This window comes from Deinococcus aerophilus (genome assembly GCF_014647075.1).
In the GTDB taxonomy this organism is placed as follows: Bacteria; Deinococcota; Deinococci; order Deinococcales; family Deinococcaceae; genus Deinococcus; species Deinococcus aerophilus.
Window position 1 is genome coordinate 1 of the sequence record NZ_BMOM01000018.1, and the last position, 17,274, is coordinate 17,274.

Genomic DNA, 17,274 nt, shown 5'->3' on the forward strand with positions numbered 1-17,274 from the left:
CCCGGTGGCATTTTCGGTTGTCACAAACAGAAAGTGTCCCCTACCGGGGACGCTTTCTCATACTTTGTGTCAGGCCGTCAGGCAATGACCCACTGGTCGGCGTGAAGTGAAAGGCAAAGCGGGGATGCGCCACCAGCCAGTCCTGCACGGTCTTGGTCTTGTGGGTGATGTAGTTATCGAGAATGACGTGGACCGCGAGTTCCTCAGGAACTCGCTGATCAATTTCCTGGAGAAAATCTTTGAACTCCAGCGCCCGGTGGCGGGGGTAGCACTTGCCAATAACCGAGCCGACCTTGGCGTCCAGAGCCGCCATCAGGGTGGTGGTGCCATGCCGGACATAGGTGTGGCCGGTGCGTTCTTCCTGTCCCGGCCGCAGGGGGAACGTGGCCGAGCCACGTTCCAGCGCCTGGATCTGTGGCTTCTCCTCCACGCACAACACCAGAGCACGGTCAGGTGGTGCGAGATAGAGGCCGACGATATCTCGCACCTTTTCGATCAGCAGTGGATCCTTGGACAACTGGAAGGACGAAGTCAGATGGGGCCGTAAGCCAAAGGCCTGCCAGATCCGGTACACCGCACTCTGCGTCATTCCACTCGCCCTGGCCATGCTCCGGGTCGTCCAGTGGGTCGCGTCCTTGGGCAAGGTGTCCAGGGTGAGGCGCACGACCTGTTCCACGTCTTGATCCAGGATGGACCGCGGCGCGCCACTTTTGGGCGCGTCGCCCAGTCCCTGGACTCCGTGCTGGTTGAAGCGTCGTCGCCAGACACTGACCGTGTCGTCACACAGTCCTACCTTCGCCCCGATCTCGGTCAGGGTGAGTTCCGGGTGATCTGCACTGAGCAGGATGATCCGGGCGCGGGTGGCCAGACCCCTCGGGGTCTGGCGGCGTCGGACCAGCGCTTCGAGCAAACTCCGTTCTTCAGATGTCGGTTGGGGAACAGGTGACCTGAGGCCACGGCGCATGGCGCACCTCCACCTCAAGCGTACGCCTCCCACTCCCAACATTCCTCTGAATCAGACCACTAGAGCGCAGGTCGGACCGAGCCGCCAGTTTTGGCGTTCTCTCCGCCCGCCTGTCCCAGCCCAGCGCAGTGTTCAATCGACTATCCCGGCGTGGTAGACGCCCTGCGCCAGAATGGTGCAGCCTGGGAGTTCCGGGCGTTCTCGTGGATCAGCGCGGGAGTATGCGGCCCCGGCACGCTGTCTTTCTCAGCACGCGGGGACGCGGCAGAAGGGGCGGGGGCGGAATTGCAGGTCAATCTGGATGGGCAAGAGTTGTTAAACCAGCACTTCACCATGACGCAGACCATGACGATGAACGTGCCAGCAGCGGGCAAATTGGTGCTGGCCTTCACCAACGATTTGATCGTGCGGGATACTGAGGGCGTATTCACAGGGAATCGTAATCTTTTCGTGAGTGATCTGATTTTCACCGCCCGCCCCTTAAGGGATGGGCTATAAAGCAGTCATGACCTTATCAGCAACACGCGAACGCCCGTTCGGATTTATGGAGAGTGCGCTCGCGCTGTTGCTCGTAACTTACCTCATTAAGGGCCTCCCCGCACTGGCCTTTTTGCCCGATCTGACCGTGATCGCGGCGGGCGTGACCGCGTTGGCCGTGGCGTACACCATCTGGCGACAGCTTGCCGTGCCGCGATCCTGGGGGCCGCTGCTGACTTTTTTTGCCCTGTGGCTCCCCGGCCTGCTCATTCACACCTGGGGACCGCTGACCGCTCAGAAATCGCTCTTTTTCTACACCTTGACCCTCCTCTCGGCTCTTGCCCCTACCGTGCTGATCCAGTCGCACGCCTCGCTGAGCCGCCTGCTAAACGCAATGGCTCTGCTCGGTGCTGTGGTAACCGTAGTCGCTGGAATTGAATTTGTGACGAGTCGAGGTGCCCTCTACCGCCTAGACGTGGAGGGCACGAACACCATCGCCGTGGGCCGGGGCGTCGGGATGGCCCTGCTGTGGGTGCTGGTGATGGCGGTTTACCGCCGCTGGCGTGCGCTGCCCACCGCCCTGCTGGTGTTGCCGCTGGCGGGCCTGCTGCTGTCCAGTGGTTCTCGCGGCCCGCTGATCGGCGCGCTGCTGGGGGCGATTGTGCTCCTGGCCCCCAGGGTGATGCGCCGGGGGAATGGGCGTCTGGCGGTGGCGTTCGCGCTCGTGGCGGGCGGCGTGGCCCTGGCCGTGCCGTATTTGCCCAGCGCCAGCGTGGAGCGCGTTGCTCAATTTTTCACCGCTGGCGCGAGCGGGGAGCTTGATTCCAGCGCCTCGGCACGCGGAGAACTGTGGGCCGCAGCTTGGGATGCGGGGCTCGTTAACCCCCTCGGCGTGGGCGTGGGCCGCTACTCGGAGGTCACCAACGTCATCGTCCCTCCCTCCTCCACACCCCTCACCTATCCTCACAACCTGTGGCTGGAGGTGTGGGCGGAGGCGGGATGGCTGCCTGGACTGCTGCTGCTGGCCCTGACGCTCTGGGCGGTGCGGAATACCTGGGTGGCGCGGCGGGATGGCACGGAAACCTCAGCGCTGCTGCTGCTGATGTTGTTGTTTTGGGCCATGTGCCATGCAGTTAGCAGCGATGTCAACGGGGCGAAACCACTGTTCGCGCTTATTGCAATCAGCATCAGCAGTTGGATGGTGAGTCGGCGGCATCAGGCGGCGATAGATGCAAAGGATGGCGAACCGATGTACGCCTGATGCCATGTCTCACGAGGAGTTCTGAACCTACACGTACCACTTCTGCCCAAGGTTGTTGATGGGTGCCGCCGTGGCGTTCACGAGAACAATCTGGATCGTGTTTGCGGCGCTGACATAGGCGTAGTGTGACTCGCCAGCAGGCAGCACGGATTCAGGAGTGGCGATCACTGTCGCCCCCACTTTTGCCCCGGTCACAGTGGCCCAGTGGCGGGTGAGGATGCCGCGGCCACTGTGGGGTTGTTGCCGATCAGGTTAATGATGGCAAGAATCGGGGAGAGGACGATGGTGTTCCAGGAGTTGAGGCGGTCAATCTGGGCCTTGAGGATATTGTTGGTGGCGAGGATGTAGCTGGTCAGACCGCCTAGGGCGATGTTGCCGAAGGCCGTCACACGCTGGCAGGCGTTCGTGGTGGCGTCTAAACCGTGCATGTCTGCGCCCGTCGCCTCGGACGGCCCCTCGAACACGCAGGCAGTGAAGTTGACGTGCTGGAAGCCGCGCAGGTTGTTCATGGTCCGCGCCGCCGTGGTGCTGAAGGTCACACCGATCATGCGCAGCGAGACCGCCAGGACGGTGCTGTCGGTTGGGATCGCGTAGATGCACGGCCCCGAGACGTTGCTGCCCCCTTCCCGCGGCAACTGGCTGGCCCAGGTCAGACCATTGCCGGCCGGCAGTAGATGTCGACCATTAGAAGATTGACCTGCAAGTGTCGCAGGTCCCGCTCGGCCTGGGCCAGCGTCCCCACCGAGCTGACCACCTGAAATCCGGGTGTGTCCTCGACCAGCGTCCGGTAGATGGTCCGCACCAGCTCATCGTTTTCGATGATTACGACGCGGCTCAAGGAGACTGTCACGCTTCACCCCGCGCTATTGGGAGGACGGAAATGGGGGAAGCTTCCACCTGCGGGGCAGAAGGCTAAGGGTTCGAATCCCTTCGGACACACCAAGAAAACCCCCTCCTAGAGGGGGTTTTTTCATTGCGGCATGTAGGGTTGGCGGGCAGCCGAGGGCCCTGGCTCTGGGTGGGTATGACGGGATAGTGAGAGGGCAAGACGAGAAGGATGCAAAGCGGCCCGCAGGATTCGTGGGCAGAAATGGTGCGCCCCGACGGGCATCGGCTGAGTGACGCGCTGACGCCGAAAAAATTGCAGCGTCTGTGTGCTGGAATTGGCCACGGCGCAGTCGGTGCCTGATGCCAGTCGGCACTCGGTCCCGGCCTCCACGAATCTATGGTTGGATCCAGCGCTGAGGCACAAGGTGAAATCCCTGATGGCTTGACAGATCAATGGGTTGCCTGATCCTCATCTGTGGGCAGAGAGGTCAGAACAGCCTGAATCCGCCTCGCTGCCTCGCTGGCGGAACCGATCCTCACGGATCCCTGGGCCGACTTCGGGCTTCCACTCCATGCCATCTGCGATTCTCGCTCACTCCGGCTCCGCTCCCAGACGCTTCCAGAAGCGGGCTGGGCCATAAATGCCGCAAGCGCCGCCGCACCAACTTCATCCCCGGCCACTTTCAAAGCGAGGACCCCGTACGGCAGCAACCACGTGAAGACCACAAGATTACGCGTCTCCCAGGCTTCCGACAGGCTGGTCAATACTGCCACTGCTCCGTCTCTTCGCAGACCGTCCAGCAAGGACAGTCGGCCATGCACGCCGCGTGACAGCGTCCTCGCGAACAACTCCCCACTGATCACGCTGCTCGCGAGCGTCTGTTCCACACGCGCCTTCAGCACTTCGAGATTGGGCTGTTCACGCTGCTGAAGCGCCAGTTCCAACTCCACCAGACCCAGCACAGACGACACGATCGGCTCCTGTCCCTGCACCCCCAAAGCCTCAATCATGCCCAGCGCCTCGAGCAGAACGGTCCGTGACGCCAGCAGGTCATTCTGCAGCATCCATTCCACGCTAATGCTGGACAGCAGCCAGATCACGTCCATTCCAGGTGGTACGTGCCCACCCGTGTACAACGCGTACGCCTCGCCATTACACCGCCTGGCCTCGTCAAAGGCCTCAAGCAGCGCCGAGGCCAGGCCCAGGTTGTTCAGCGTCCGCATCAGGCGTGTCGGGTCACCTAACTCACGAGCGATGGTCTCCGCCTGGCGCAACACCTCCCGGCCCTCGGTCAGCATCAGCGCACGGACACACGCCTGTCCGTATCCATCCAGGGCACGCAGACGTAACAGCGGGTCCTCCTGGTCAGCCACCACGCTGAGCACTTCCTGGCCCAGTGCCAGTGCCCGGGGCACGTCGTTGGTGAACAGGGTAAGCCACGCGTATCCGATCATGAACGACGCACGCGCCTGCCGTGCCGGCGGCTCCTGCAGTTTGGGCAGCAGGGTTTCACAGAAGGCCAGACCGTCCTGGAAACGGCCCATCAGCGGGTAGGACCACAGCACCGGTTCGGCCATCAGTGCGAGGTCCGCATACGCGCCCTGGGAGATCAGCCACTGCAGGGCCGCACGGATGTTCGCTTCCTCTTCACGCAGCAGCGTGACCAGCGCCGGAGACGCCGCGCCGCCCGCCTCATGGTTGAGGAGAGTGAGCCGCTCCCGGAAGTGGGTGGCGTGCCGGACAGCCCATTCTCGTGCATCATCCGGAGCCAGCTTGCTGATCGCAAACGCCCGCACCAGCGGGTGAAACGAGGACCGGCCCCCGGGCAGGAGTGTGATCAGGGCTTTGGCCGTGAGCTCTTCGAGGGTATTCAGGGTGGCGCCCGCCACGACCCGGGCGGCTTCCCACCTGAACCCGCCCCGAAAGACAGTCAGGCGAGCGAGCACCTGTTGCTGCTCGGGGTTCAGGCGCTGCCAGGAGGCTTCCAGCGCACGGGCGAGGCTACGGTGCCGGCCCGGGAGGTCCACCATGGGAAAATCCAGGTGAAGGGCGTCGCGCTCAAGCTCGTCGGCCAGGGCTTCCAGGGGCAGCACGCCGGTCCACGCGGCCGAGAGTTCCACGCCGAGGGGAGACCCTCCCACGGCCAGACAGATGCGGCGGATCAGCGGACGGGTGTCCGCAGTCAGGACCAGAGGGCTCACCTGACTGGCGCGGCTGCGAAAGAGCCTCACCACATCCGCGCGGTCAAAGTCTTCATGGAGTGCCGTGGGAGCGGGCACGTCCATGCCGCCGACCATGATGACGTGTTCGTCCCGCACACGCAGGCGCTCACGGGAAGTCACCAGAAAGGTGACGCCTGCACAGGACCTGGCAAGCTGCATCAGCAGGGGCGTGAAGGCAAGCAGGTCGTCATAGTTGTCCAGAATGACCAGCGTACGCCCCTCGCGCAGGAACTGACTCAAGGTTTGAAGGGCGTCGCGTTCGTTTGCCAGCGGTACTCCGAACGCTGCGGCGAGGCAGGCGGGCACCTCGGAGGCATGCGCGCAGTGCTCGAGGGCCACGAACAGCACCTTGTGGAATTCTCCACCGCCTGGCTCGGTCTGAAGGTCCTGAATCACCTGAAGGGCCAGACGGGTCTTGCCGATTCCACCCGGCCCGTGCAGGGTGATCAGGTGGCATCCGGGAGAGCGCAGCAGATGAAGGAGCCGCACGCGCTCGGCGCGTCTTCCGACAAAGCTGGTGGGAGCGGGAGGAGCGGGCGAGGAGGCGGTCACCGGCAGCGGTTGTTGCTGGAGGATCAGGTTGGGAAACTCTCCGTATTCGGCACGGTAGCGGTGGGTAAATGCCTCGTGGAACAGGCGGGCGGCGGCGGTATGACCGGCATGTTCGTGGGCCAGCAGGAGGAGGCGTGCCCCTTCGGCCGAGAATGGATCGAGTTCCAGAAGACGTTCGGTCAGGTGAGCCGCGTCGGCCGGGCGACCGTTGCGCAGGGCTGCGCCAGCCAGAGCGAGTGCCCGGTCCAGATAAGAATGCGTGAGGTGCATCTCCCAGCGGGATTGCCAGTCGTCCCAGGACGGACTGTCACGAATGGTTACCCCCGACAGAAAGGGGCCCCGCCACAGCGAGAGGAAAGTGTCCGGATCCTCGGTCCCCAGCTGATGGGCATCAAGACTCATGGCACCGAGATCAGGGTGCAGGATGGTCCGGCCGGCGTAGAGGAGGGGAGGATCGCCGAGCAACTGCGTGAGGGTGCTGAGGACGGCGCGCAGGCTCTGTCGGGCGTGATGACGGTCGCGTTCCCACAGGATCGAGGCCAGTGTTTCACGCGGGGTGGGGCCATCAAGGGCAAGAATGGCGAGCAGGGCAATGGCCTTGTGCGAACGCAGATTCACGTCGGCGCCGTAGCGAAGCAGGCGGGGGGGGCCGAGAACAGCAAAGGACCAGGCTACCGTCATATGTCCACCTGAAAGCACGGGCGTGGGGTGGGATGGTCCTGAATGAGGGGGGCTGGTTGGCAGACCACCACACGATGTCCGCGCTGTTTGAATTCTATCTGGGCCGGCTGCCCGGTGGCGAATAGCGCCGTTAATGGGTACGGCAGACTTTGTGCTGGGCAGAGACGCAGAATGGACGGCGATTCAACGGCGGCGTCCTGTTTTGACAGTGGGATCATGGGGCAATCCACCCAGGCTGGGCAGAACAACCTGATCAAGCCTCACCCGGAGCGGCGAGATCATCGAAAACAACGTCGTGACGGCATCGGCGGAGCAGCAGGGCGGCAACGTGCATCTGTACAGCCCGGGGAGGATGAAACACCAAAGCGGCGTAGACCGCTGGCGTGGGCAGCACTGGTCCTTACCAGACCGTCTCCCACGGCTGGGTCCACCCTCTCCAGCGCGAGCGTGATGGGAAATTTGGTCACCGGGAACGGCAGCGTGTTCAACGGGAAGACGGGCACGTATGCCCAACTGGGCGGTAATACTCCCGGAAATATGTACAACAAGTCCGGAGTCCTGTTGCCGGCAGTCAACGGATGCAGGCGGTAATGCTCTGCCCTCTTAGCGAGGCCGATCCCCCTGAGCCGAACATTGCGAGCTGCAAGCAGGCCGTGGCTGTCTCGAGGACAGGAAATGTCCCGCTCAATCAGTACCTTTCGCGGGGCAAGGCCGCTGCGCCACAGGTGGACAGACAGCCGTTGAAATGGGAGCAGGGGGACCGGTCGGTCCCCCTGCTCTTCCTTCGGTTCGTGGTGGCGAACCTCACATCATTTTCCATTTCCTGAGGTGACGGTGTGCGGCTGTGCTGAGGCGTTTAAATACGGAAACAGCTCCTGACAACGTTATTTTTCAGCCTGTTCAAGTCCCACGACCATCGCCTGTACGGTGTAGCTGTAGCCCGTGGCGGGATTGGTCAGGATGAGGCGGCCCATCTGGCGAACGTCCTGCATCCTGTCGGTGCGGGTGATTTTCAGACCGACCACGCCCTCAGTCTTGCCGGGGCGCAGGCTGACCTTGACATTGCTGGGCAGATCCTCTGCCTTCACGACCAAGCGATGGGGATCACCCAGGGCGGCCATCACTTCAACCGGCAGGGCCAGTCCCTGCCAGGCACACTCGGTGTACAGCTGCTCATAGACCAGTGCATCTCCGTCTCTGGTGTTGGCCACCACCACCGCCTGCGGTACCGAGTCGGCAAGACTTGAGTTCATTCCATTCAAAGTGGTCAGGGCCAGCAGAAGAATCAGCATCTTTTTCATGGCGGTGCTCCTGATGAGTCAGAGGCGAGATGAACTCATGCCGCACTTGACAAACGCCCGAATGCGCACCTTATAGGCACTCACCTCCCCCTTTCAGGAGAGCGGACACAGGAGCGCCAGGGCCGATCCTTGAACGCGCAACACTGTTTCCGGCATCGGTGCTGTGGAGGTAGGCAAGAAGTATGAAAAGCGAACCGTTGGGTCTGGGCGGGCGTATTCTCCGCAACCACTCGGGCGGCCTTGCCACAGGGGCAGTCCCGGTGACTGTAGAGGTGGACCTTACGGAGGGGAGAAGTGGTGCTGAGGGTGTCGAACAAACTGTAAAAATGCTGGATCTGGGCACAGCGCTACCCACAGCCAGCCCGGGCGAATTGGCGCCATAGAGTTGCGTCAGGGAAGTCTCTGGTGCTGAATTGCTTTTGAGGCGACTCAGGTTCATCGTCGTGATGTGCACGGGCGAACCTGTTGTGAACACAGGCGGGCTTGAAGAAAACACTGGGTAGGCCATGAGATTCCTCAAAGGGCAAATGAACTAAAGCGTTCCACCTATGGGCTTGGCTGAGGGGAGGGGCAATGCCCCCTGAAATCACAGGTAACGGGAGCTTCGTTGCGTCAGGGTCCTCGCCGGGAGGTTGGGGGGCGGGCGGCAAATACCTCTGCCGCTTTCGCGCGCAGAGCTGTGGAGCTTTATAGCCTCGGCTTCTCACCACTCCTGCAAGAACCGAAAGTCATCAAAGGGGGGAGGATGTGGCACTACCCTGTGAGGCCAGCGGTCACGTCCGGGACATCCCTGCGGCTCTTTTGCACGAGGGCTGTACGGGGATGGACAGGACCGAAAGCAGGAGCGTTGATTGGGTGAGGAAATGGGCTTGCAGGGTCAAGAACGGTGAGATGAGGCAATGGTACAGATCCCACCGTGAAAAAAGCGTGATTTACCGCGAAGGGAATGGATGCCCGGCTCCCGATCTTTCTGGACTTTGATGTCTCAGGAGTTGGGGATGGGACCTTTCAAGCAGAACTGGCCCATCTGCGGGCCAGGGGCAGGATGACCCGCAAGGGAGATTGCTGGGTTAACGCCGTGGTGGAAAGCCTTTCTGGCTTCCTGAAACAAAACCTGCTGGAGGACACCAGCTTTGAGGACCGAACCGTTGCTGGGCAAGCCGTGTTCGAGGTCATCGGGATACTCTGGAATGGTCGGCACCATCACTCGACTTCTGGGGGCTGGATGGCCCGCGAATTCGAACGCCAACCTACAGCCGCCTGACCACCACGCAGCATCAGAGCAGGCCCAGGCTGCTGCGTCGTTCGGGCAACAGGCAGGATTCCTGACCAAGCCGAGGAGTCCACGCCCCTTGTGTCTTAGGGCCGGGCGCTTCGCCGCCGCCGGCTCCGCTGGGGGGTTCTGGCCGGTATGACGGCGGCCCCCTGCGTCCGGTGGGCCAGCCAGATGGTGTGGTGCGCCCCCTTGCCGGGCCGGGCACGCACCGTGCGCACGTCGACCCGGAAGCCTGCCTGCCGGAGGCGCCGGGTAAAGCGCTCGTCCGGTGTGGCAGACCAGACCGCCAGCACGCCGCCAGGCCGCAGGGTCCGCTGCGTGGCCGCCAGTCCGTGTGGCGAGTACAGCCAGTTGTTGCCGTGGTGCGTCATGCCCTCGGGGCCGTTGTCCACGTCCAGCAGCACGGCGTCATAGGCGGCGTGCCCTTGCCGCAGCAGCTCGGCCACGTCGCCGACATGGACCTGGGTGCGGGGGTCTTTCAGTGGAAAGGCGGCGCACTCGCCCAGTGGGCCCCGGTTCCACTCCACGACCTCGGGTACCAGCTCGGCCACCGTGACCACGCCGTCCGGTCCCAGCGCCTTCAGGGCCGCGGCGAGCGTAAAGCCCATGCCCAGGCCCCCCACGAGCACACGCGGCGCCGGGCGCTCCGCGATCACCGCGCAGCCCAGCTCGGCCAGCGCGTCCTCGGAGGCGTGCATGCGGCTGTTCATCAGCTCGCTGATGTAACCCGAGATCTGAATGGAGAACTCCAGCTGGTCGCCACGGCGGTACAGACACAGGTCCTGCTGGGTGCCGGGAATGGCCGCGCGGGCCAGCGGAACCCAGGGAATCATGCGGGGTCCAGTGGAGGGCAGACCCCTTGAGGACGGGCGGAGGGGAGACGGACGGTATTCGGAGACAGGCCGAGGAGCAGGGGTCGCGCAAGCATCAGCTGACTCTAGCGGCCCCCGGCAGCCTCCAACAGGTCATCCCGCAGGTTCGTGGGGGAAGGTGCCCGCGCAGGCCACGGATGGGTGCGTCCTGACTGTCTGACCGGCAGACACCCCTGAGCCTCTACCGCGTGAATCTGCCCCGGTGCTTCCTGGGTGGGCAGGCTGGCCCGGCACAGTCTCCCGCTTAGGCGTCATGGTCTTTGGCGGCCCACCATCGCGATCCGCTCCTTCGTCTGCTCAGCGAAGAGACGTCTCCTGTGGGGAGGTCACCCATCGACAACGGTTCGGCATGGTGGGCCGTCGGTACACCCGCACAGGCGGTCTGAAACGTCATGCAGAGAAAGTCGGGGCTGAGGTGATGACAGCGCCGCTTACAGTGGTTGGGAAGACGAACGCAGCGCGGCGGCTGTGAAACTCCGGGGACAGGCCGCCGGGACTCATGACCCGCCGGCGCTTCCCCTGCTCCCGGCACCAGCTCAGGAGGGCCCATGCTCGTTCACGTTCTGTACGCCGCCCATCCGCCGCAGTGCTCCTTCGAGCTGACGCTGGAGCAGCTCACGCGGCGGGATACCCGCTTCGGAGCGCTGCCCGCCCTGCAACGGCGCGGCGTGCTGGAACAGGTTGTCCAGGACAGCGCCGATCTGCAGCAGGCCCACCTGCGGCTGAAGATGGGTCCCCAGGTCTGGCACGGCACCCCCGGCGCCCTCGATGAGGACGGCTCGGGCCGCGTCTCCGCCGGGCACGGCTGGAGTGAACAGGAGCTGGAGTTCGCGCTGGGGCTGAATCTTGTGGAGGCCGAGCGGCACGCTGTCTCTGTTTCCGAGCTGACCGGGGTCCTGCAGGCCTGGCCCCACGGCACCGTCTACGTGTTCGGGGCCGGTTCGGGCGCTGGGGAGGACACGCTGCAGCGCCGCTTCAATCTCACAAGCTTCACCGACCGGCTGGAGCTGGAGTTTCTGGCGCAGTCGGGATTTGCGGAGCTGGGCGTGCTGCGTGCCCACCGGATTGGTGGGGAGGGACGGCCACACATCCTGCGCGCCGGGAATTCAGCGGCCCATGGAGGGCCGGTCTGAAGCGGTCCAGCAAAGCGCTGGACGGGCTGTCCGGGCACCGGGGCGACGGGTGTGGAGTGGCAACCCGCCACGTTGGTTGCTGTTGACCGCGGTCGGGGGCCGCTTACTCGTTGTAGGCGGCGCCGACCACGGGGATGCTCAGGGTGGTCAGGGTCTGGTCGCCGGATTTCAGGGCAAGGATCGCGGTGTCATGTACCCCCATGCGGTCATCGTCACGGCTGACCGTGACGTCCAGCAACAGCAGGTCACCTACCTGACTGACGCCGTCCAGGGTAATGGTCGTGCCTTCGGGCAGACCGCTGACGGACAGACTGACATTGCTGGGCACGCTGCCGCCCACGTCGCTGAGCGGCACGGCCAGCGACATCCACGAACTCTCGGTGTACAGCACGTTGTAGATCTGCCCATCGCCCATGGCGACCACCGGATAGACGGTGGAGGCAGAGGCGGCGAGAGCGGGGCTCGCGGCGAGGCTCAGGGCAGTCAGCAGGCTCAGGATAGAAGGGCGCATGGTGTTCTCCTCGTGGGCGGGGGCCGGGGTGGCCCGGGGGGTTCCGTCCTGTCCCAGAGGGTGCGCCCGCACGGCGCAGAACCGGTGCACGGTTCATGCACGAATGCCGCAGACGCTTCCTCAGGCGCGGGCCGCTGCCCCTCGCTGCCGGCGTCCAGCGGCCCCCACCTTTTCCCGTCTTTCCTGCCGCCCGCTCCGGTCTATCCGGTCGTCAGCAGCGTCCACCCCGTCCATGCCCGGCCCCCCCGTAGATGAGCATGACAAGCCGCCGCCGCCCCCAGGAGATCGGGCGGCGGCGCACCGTGGAGACGGTCAGTCCGGTCAGGGCCACGGCCAGATCCACCAGCGGCCCGCCAGACCCAGGATCAGGCCTGCAGCGCGTTTCTGCCGTTCGGTCACGCCGCTTCCGCGGTGTCCCCGCCGCTGGCCCGCGCGGCGAGTCGTCCCACCGTCAGGCCCTGCACGATGATGGAAAAGACCACCACCACGTAGGTCATGACCAGAAACAGGTCGCGTTCAGGGCCGGCGGGTACCGTGAAGGCCAGGGCCACACTGATCGCTCCGCGCAGCCCGCCCCAGACCATCAGGCGGCGGGTGTAGGGACTGAAGTCGCGCCGCCGTCCCAGCACCAGGACCGGCAACTGCACACTGATCGTGCGGATCAGCAGCACCAGCGGAATGGTGATCAGGCCCAGCAGCAGCGACTGCCCGCTGAAGCGCACCACCACGACCTCCAGCGCGAGCAGCGCGAACAGAAAGATGTTCAGCAGCTCATCGGCCAGGTGCCAGAAGCCCTCGTATCGCTCACGCGAGGACAGGCCCTCGGGGCGGCGGTCGGCCAGCGAGCCGATCAGCAGCCCGGCGGCCACGGCGGCCAGCGGCGCCGAGACATGCAGGTTGGCGGCCACAGCGGTGCAGGCCAGGACCACGCCCAGCGTGACCAGCACCTCCACCACGAAATCGCCAACCGAGCGCAGGGCCAGCCAGCCCACCCAGCCCAGCGTGAGTCCCAGCGCCAGCCCGCCCAGTGCCTCCTGGGCGAAGAAGAGCGCCACCCCGCCCACGTCCATCGCTGGTCCGTGGGCTTCTCCACCCCCGGCGGCGGCGATGCCCGCCAGCACGGCGAAGGCCACCACGCCCACGCCGTCGTTGAACAGGCTCTCGCCGGCCACCAGCGTCTCGATGCGTTTGGGCACGCCCGCCTGCTTGAGCATGCCCAGCACCGCCACCGGATCGGTGGGACTGATCAGCGCGCCGAACAGCAGGCAGTACACGAACGACACCTCGATCCCGAACAGCCCCAGCAGCGCGTAGGTGGCTCCGCCCACCAGCGCAATCGAGATGGCGGTGGACAGCAGTGCAAAGGTCAGCACCGGGCCGCGCAGGTTCCACAGCGCGTGCGAGTTGACGCCCAGCGCCCCGGCGAACAGCAGGAAGGACAGCACGCCCTCGAACACGAAATCATTGAACTCGATGCCGCGCACCAGGGTCACGGCTTCCCGCGCGAACGGCACGTCCAGACTGACCAGCCCGAAGATGATCAGGCTCACGCCCAGGCCACCTACCGTCACGCCGATCGAGGCGGGGAGCTTCCAGTACCGAGCGTTGACAAAGGCCAGGGCGGCGGTCACGCAGACCAGCAGGGTGGCGAGTTCAAGAATTTGCATGGAGGTCTCCTGGATCATGGTCTGACTGCTCCCCGCCCTAAAGGACGGGGGTTCTTTCTGCGCGGCTCTCTCCGCCATGGGGCGGCCTCGGGCTGAGCGCGAACGTCGCGTTGCAACGTCCAAGAACATCGTTCGGTGGGAACAGGGCCGGGTACAGAAGGGGGAAAGGGGGACGGAAGCCCGCCCCGCCGTCCTACTGCCCCAGCATGAAGGCCAGGTAGTACAGCCCCAGCGCCACCGTGACCGTTACGAGCGCCACCGGCGTGCCGTATTTCATGAACTGCCCGAAGCCCATCGGGTGGCCCTCACGCGCGGCGATGTCCGAGACCACGATGTTGGCCGACGCGCCGATCAGGGTCAGGTTGCCGCCCAGGCATGCGCCCAGCGACAGCGCCCACCACAGCGGGTCCATGGCCGGCCCCAGGGTGGTCTGCAACTCGCGCAGCACGCTCGCCATGGAGATGGTGAAGGGAATGTTGTCCACAAAGCCGCTGATGATCGCGCTGGAAAAGCCCACTGCCAGGATGCCGGCTCCGATGTTGCCGCCGATGGCGTCGGTCAGGCCCGCGGCCACCGTCTGGAAGACGCCCACGTGTTCCAGGCCGCCCACCACGATGAACAGACCCATGAAGAACAGCAGCGTGGTCCACTCCACCTGCTCGAACAGTTCCACCGGGGTCAGGTCGGCGATCAGCATCAGGAAGGTGGAGGTGGTCAGGGCGACCAGACCCGCTTCCAGGCCGAGGGGGTGACCGATCATGAACAGCAGCAGCGTGACCGCAAAGACGCCCAGCGCCTGTTTCATCAACCGGGGATTGGTCTTGATGGGCGTGTTGTCGGTGAGGACCTGACGCAGCCGCTCGCCCGAGCCGTTGGCCGCGAGGTCGCCGCGGGCGCGCATCAGCAGGTGCATCAGCGCGATGCCGATAAAGGTGGCGACGGTGGCGAAGGGGGCCACGTTCACCAGAAAGTCCCCGAAGCCCTTGCCCGCCACCGATCCGATGATGATGTTGGGGGGATCGCCCACCAGCGTGGCGGTGCCGCCGGTGTTGCTCGCCAGGATCACGGCGATCAGGTAGGGCATGGGCCGCAGGCCCAGCCGGGTGACCACCGTCACCACCACCGGGGCCATGAACAGCACGGTGGTCACGTTGTCCAGAAAGGCGCTGAACACGGCGGTCAGGATCGAGAAGGTCCACAGCACCCGCGCCGGTTCGCCGCGGGTGATGATCATGGCGCGGCGCGCGACCAGATCAAAAAAACCGCTGCGGCTCAGCACATTGACGATGTTCATCATGCCGAACAGCAAGAAGATGGTGTTGAAGTCGATGCTTGCCCACGCCTGGCTGGGCGTCAGGATGCCCACCACCATCACGGCGCAGGCCCCCAGCAGCGCGGCCACCGTGCGGTGAACGTACTTTTCCAGCAGGATCATGGCGTAGGTCGCCACGAACAGCACGATGGCGAGCGCGGTCAGGGTGCCGGGGCTGAGGTTCAGGCCCAGGCTGGTCAGCAGGTTGAGGGGTTCACCGCCGGTCTCATGCATGACAGGCTCCCCGGAGGCGGCGCAGGGGATGAGGCAGGGGACAGGCAGCGGGCAACACGGTCAGGCTGTTCAACGGAGAGCTCCTTATGGTGGAAACGGAAAGTCAAGCATACGGACTGCAGCGGAGCGGCGCCGGGGAGGCAGCACATCACAGGCAGCCCCACACGAAAAATGGAGAAGTCCTGCCCGCAGACTCCTCCAGTTCGGCGTATGGTCGCCGGCACCCGCCGCAGTCCAGCAGGATTGTGGCTGCCAGTGTACATCAGCCGTTCGCCTCCCTTCCCCGCACCGGTGCCCGGCGGGGCGGTCAGTGTCCGCCGGCCCCGGGGGCCTTGCCCGGTTTGTCGTAGGTGCCCAGGCGGTCGAGCAGGTGGGCCGAGGCCTCGTTCAGGCCGGTAATCTCGGGCTCCACCCCCAGCGCCTGGTATTTCAGCACGACCTTGTCGAGCGCGGCGACGGCGGAGCCGTCCCACAGGTGGGCGCCGCTGAGGTCGATGACGACCCGCCGGGCCGGATGGGCAAAGTCGAACTGGTGCACGAAGTCGTGGGTGCTCACGAAGAACAGCTGGCCCTCCACCCGGTAGGTGCGGCCGTCCGGGTGGTCACTGGCGGTGACCGACGACAGCTTGGAGACCTGACGCGCGAAGAACAGCGCGCTGAGGATCACGCCGATCAGCACGCCCTTGGAGAGGTCGTGCGTGACGACGGTAGTCAGCACGGTGGCGATCATCACGATGCCCTCGCCCTTCGGAAACACCGTCAGCGTACGGACGCTGCTCCAGTCGAAGGTGCTGACACTCACCACGATCATCACCGCGACCAGCGCCGCCATCGGAATCTGCACGAGCAGCGGCTGCAGCACCAGGATCAGCAGCAGCAAAAACGCCCCGGCCACGAAGGTGGACAGCCGCCCGCGCCCCCCGTTGGACACGTTGATCATGCTCTGGCCGATCATGGCGCAGCCCGCCATTCCCCCGAAAAAGCCGGTGATGATGTTCGCCACGCCCTGTCCGCGCGACTCGGTGTTCTTGTTGCTCGTGGTGTCGGTGCGCTCGTCGACCAGCTGGGCGGTGAGCAGGCTCTCGAGCAGGCCCACCAGACACAGCGTCAGCGCCACCGGAAAGATGATCTGCAGCGTTTCCAGGGTCAGCGGCACCTGGGGAAAGTGCAGCGGGGGCAGCGTGGCGGGCAGCGCGCCCATGTCGCCCACGGTCTTGACGTCCGCCCCAGTCCACACCGCCACGGCCGTGAGCGCCACGATGGCGACGAGGGCGCTGGGCACGGCCCGGAACACGCGCGGCAGCAGGTAGATGATCGCCAGCCCGGCGGCGACCATCGCGTACATCTGCCAGCCGGCGCCCACGAACTGCGGCAACTGCGCCGAGAAGATCAGAATCGCCAGCGCATTGACGAAGCCCACCATCACCGGACGCGGCACGAACTTCAGGTAACGGGCCAGCCGCGCCCAGCCGAACACGATCTGCAGCCCCCCGGTCAGGATGGTCGCGGCGAACAGGTACTCCAGGCCGTGGTTCTTGACCAGGCCCACCATCAGCAGGGCCATCGCTCCGGTGGCCGCGCTGATCATGGCGGGCCGGCCGCCGATAAAGGCGATCACCATCGCGATGATGAACGACGCGTACAGCCCCACCTTGGGGTCCACCCCGGCGATGATGGAAAAGGCGATGGCCTCGGGAATCAGGGCCAGGGCGACCACGATGCCCGCCAGGATGTCGCCGCGCGGATTGTGAAACCACTCGCGCAGGTAGGTCTGCAGGGCCGAGGGCCGGGAAGCGGGCGGGGGCGATGCGGGAGAAGCGGGGATAAACGTCATGCAGAACCTCGGGGAACGCCGTCCGGAAGGGCGCGGCGCGGCTCACGGCGAATGCGCGGGCCGGGGAGAGCGGGGGGGGGACGGGGTTATCGTCAGGGGGCCTCACGCGAAGTGGGAACGGCGGCCCTGCGGCCCAGGAAGTATGCCC

At 64.9% G+C, this 17,274-nt stretch carries 15 protein-coding genes; 4 read left to right on the forward strand and 11 right to left on the reverse strand.

The annotated features are described in order from the left end of the window. Positions 1-40 precede the first annotated feature (40 nt). Positions 41-910 (reverse strand): IS630 family transposase, encoded by an 870-nt coding sequence (locus IEY21_RS11230; protein WP_188904437.1) that lies wholly within the window; start codon positions 908-910, stop codon positions 41-43. Between the two features lie 204 nt (positions 911-1,114). Between IEY21_RS11230 and IEY21_RS11235 the strand changes: the two genes are divergently transcribed. Continuing rightward, complete coding sequence (locus IEY21_RS11235; protein WP_188904438.1) at positions 1,115-1,462, forward strand: hypothetical protein; 348 nt, start codon at positions 1,115-1,117, stop codon at positions 1,460-1,462. Positions 1,463-1,469: 7 nt separating this feature from the next. Further along, complete coding sequence (locus IEY21_RS11240; protein WP_188904439.1) at positions 1,470-2,702, forward strand: O-antigen ligase family protein; 1,233 nt, start codon at positions 1,470-1,472, stop codon at positions 2,700-2,702. A gap of 27 nt (positions 2,703-2,729) precedes the next feature. Here IEY21_RS11240 and IEY21_RS11245 read toward each other — a convergent pair whose 3' ends face one another. From IEY21_RS11245 to IEY21_RS11265, 5 genes are all read right to left on the reverse strand, one after another. Continuing rightward, a complete protein-coding gene (locus tag IEY21_RS11245; protein ID WP_188904440.1) occupies positions 2,730-2,870 on the reverse strand; it encodes a hypothetical protein in 141 nt (46 codons plus the stop codon). A 23-nt stretch (positions 2,871-2,893) separates the two neighbouring features. Continuing rightward, a complete protein-coding gene (locus tag IEY21_RS11250; RefSeq protein ID WP_188904441.1) occupies positions 2,894-3,337 on the reverse strand; it encodes a hypothetical protein in 444 nt (147 codons plus the stop codon). 14 nt (positions 3,338-3,351) lie between these two features. Continuing rightward, positions 3,352-3,552: a response regulator gene (locus tag IEY21_RS11255; protein WP_188904442.1), complete on the reverse strand. Its 201-nt coding sequence runs from the start codon at positions 3,550-3,552 to the stop codon at positions 3,352-3,354. A gap of 428 nt (positions 3,553-3,980) precedes the next feature. After that, positions 3,981-6,986: an AfsR/SARP family transcriptional regulator gene (locus IEY21_RS11260; RefSeq protein WP_188904443.1), complete on the reverse strand. Its 3,006-nt coding sequence runs from the start codon at positions 6,984-6,986 to the stop codon at positions 3,981-3,983. 884 nt (positions 6,987-7,870) lie between these two features. Next, on the reverse strand, positions 7,871-8,287 hold the full coding sequence (locus tag IEY21_RS11265; protein WP_188904444.1) for a hypothetical protein: 417 nt from the start codon (positions 8,285-8,287) through the stop codon (positions 7,871-7,873). Between the two features lie 1,045 nt (positions 8,288-9,332). On the opposite strand from IEY21_RS11265, the gene IEY21_RS11270 reads away from it, so the two are divergent. Next, positions 9,333-9,551: a hypothetical protein gene (locus IEY21_RS11270; protein WP_188904445.1), complete on the forward strand. Its 219-nt coding sequence runs from the start codon at positions 9,333-9,335 to the stop codon at positions 9,549-9,551. A 95-nt stretch (positions 9,552-9,646) separates the two neighbouring features. Here the strand turns inward: IEY21_RS11270 and IEY21_RS11275 are convergent, their stop codons facing one another. Continuing rightward, positions 9,647-10,396 carry a spermidine synthase gene (locus IEY21_RS11275; RefSeq protein ID WP_188904446.1) on the reverse strand — a complete coding sequence of 250 codons (750 nt, stop codon included), beginning with the start codon at positions 10,394-10,396 and terminating at the stop codon, positions 9,647-9,649. Positions 10,397-10,983: 587 nt separating this feature from the next. Here IEY21_RS11275 and IEY21_RS11280 point away from each other — a divergent pair. After that, positions 10,984-11,568, forward strand: coding sequence for a hypothetical protein (locus tag IEY21_RS11280; protein WP_188904447.1), 585 nt, complete (start codon positions 10,984-10,986; stop codon positions 11,566-11,568). Positions 11,569-11,671: 103 nt separating this feature from the next. Here IEY21_RS11280 and IEY21_RS11285 read toward each other — a convergent pair whose 3' ends face one another. From IEY21_RS11285 to IEY21_RS11300, 4 genes are all read right to left on the reverse strand, one after another. Then, positions 11,672-12,079: a hypothetical protein gene (locus IEY21_RS11285; protein WP_188904448.1), complete on the reverse strand. Its 408-nt coding sequence runs from the start codon at positions 12,077-12,079 to the stop codon at positions 11,672-11,674. Between the two features lie 395 nt (positions 12,080-12,474). After that, positions 12,475-13,746, reverse strand: a complete 1,272-nt coding sequence (locus IEY21_RS11290; RefSeq protein ID WP_188904449.1) for a cation:proton antiporter — start codon at positions 13,744-13,746, stop codon at positions 12,475-12,477. 193 nt (positions 13,747-13,939) lie between these two features. Beyond that, entirely contained in the window at positions 13,940-15,292 is a 1,353-nt protein-coding gene (locus IEY21_RS11295) for an ArsB/NhaD family transporter (RefSeq protein ID WP_188904450.1), read from the reverse strand. Positions 15,293-15,599: 307 nt separating this feature from the next. Continuing rightward, on the reverse strand, positions 15,600-17,126 hold the full coding sequence (locus IEY21_RS11300; protein WP_188904451.1) for a SulP family inorganic anion transporter: 1,527 nt from the start codon (positions 17,124-17,126) through the stop codon (positions 15,600-15,602). Between the last annotated feature and the right edge of the window lie 148 nt (positions 17,127-17,274).

Coding starts and splice junctions, on each gene's coding strand:
- IEY21_RS11240 (WP_188904439.1), top strand. CDS start 1,470: ATGACCTTATCAGCAACACGCGAACGCCCGTTCGGATTTATGGAGAGT.
- IEY21_RS11260 (WP_188904443.1), bottom strand. CDS start 6,986: ATGACGGTAGCCTGGTCCTTTGCTGTTCTCGGCCCCCCCCGCCTGCTT.
- IEY21_RS11265 (WP_188904444.1), bottom strand. CDS start 8,287: ATGAAAAAGATGCTGATTCTTCTGCTGGCCCTGACCACTTTGAATGGA.
- IEY21_RS11270 (WP_188904445.1), top strand. CDS start 9,333: ATGACCCGCAAGGGAGATTGCTGGGTTAACGCCGTGGTGGAAAGCCTT.
- IEY21_RS11275 (WP_188904446.1), bottom strand. CDS start 10,396: ATGATTCCCTGGGTTCCGCTGGCCCGCGCGGCCATTCCCGGCACCCAG.
- IEY21_RS11280 (WP_188904447.1), top strand. CDS start 10,984: ATGCTCGTTCACGTTCTGTACGCCGCCCATCCGCCGCAGTGCTCCTTC.
- IEY21_RS11285 (WP_188904448.1), bottom strand. CDS start 12,079: ATGCGCCCTTCTATCCTGAGCCTGCTGACTGCCCTGAGCCTCGCCGCG.
- IEY21_RS11290 (WP_188904449.1), bottom strand. CDS start 13,746: ATGCAAATTCTTGAACTCGCCACCCTGCTGGTCTGCGTGACCGCCGCC.
- IEY21_RS11295 (WP_188904450.1), bottom strand. CDS start 15,292: ATGCATGAGACCGGCGGTGAACCCCTCAACCTGCTGACCAGCCTGGGC.
- IEY21_RS11300 (WP_188904451.1), bottom strand. CDS start 17,126: ATGACGTTTATCCCCGCTTCTCCCGCATCGCCCCCGCCCGCTTCCCGG.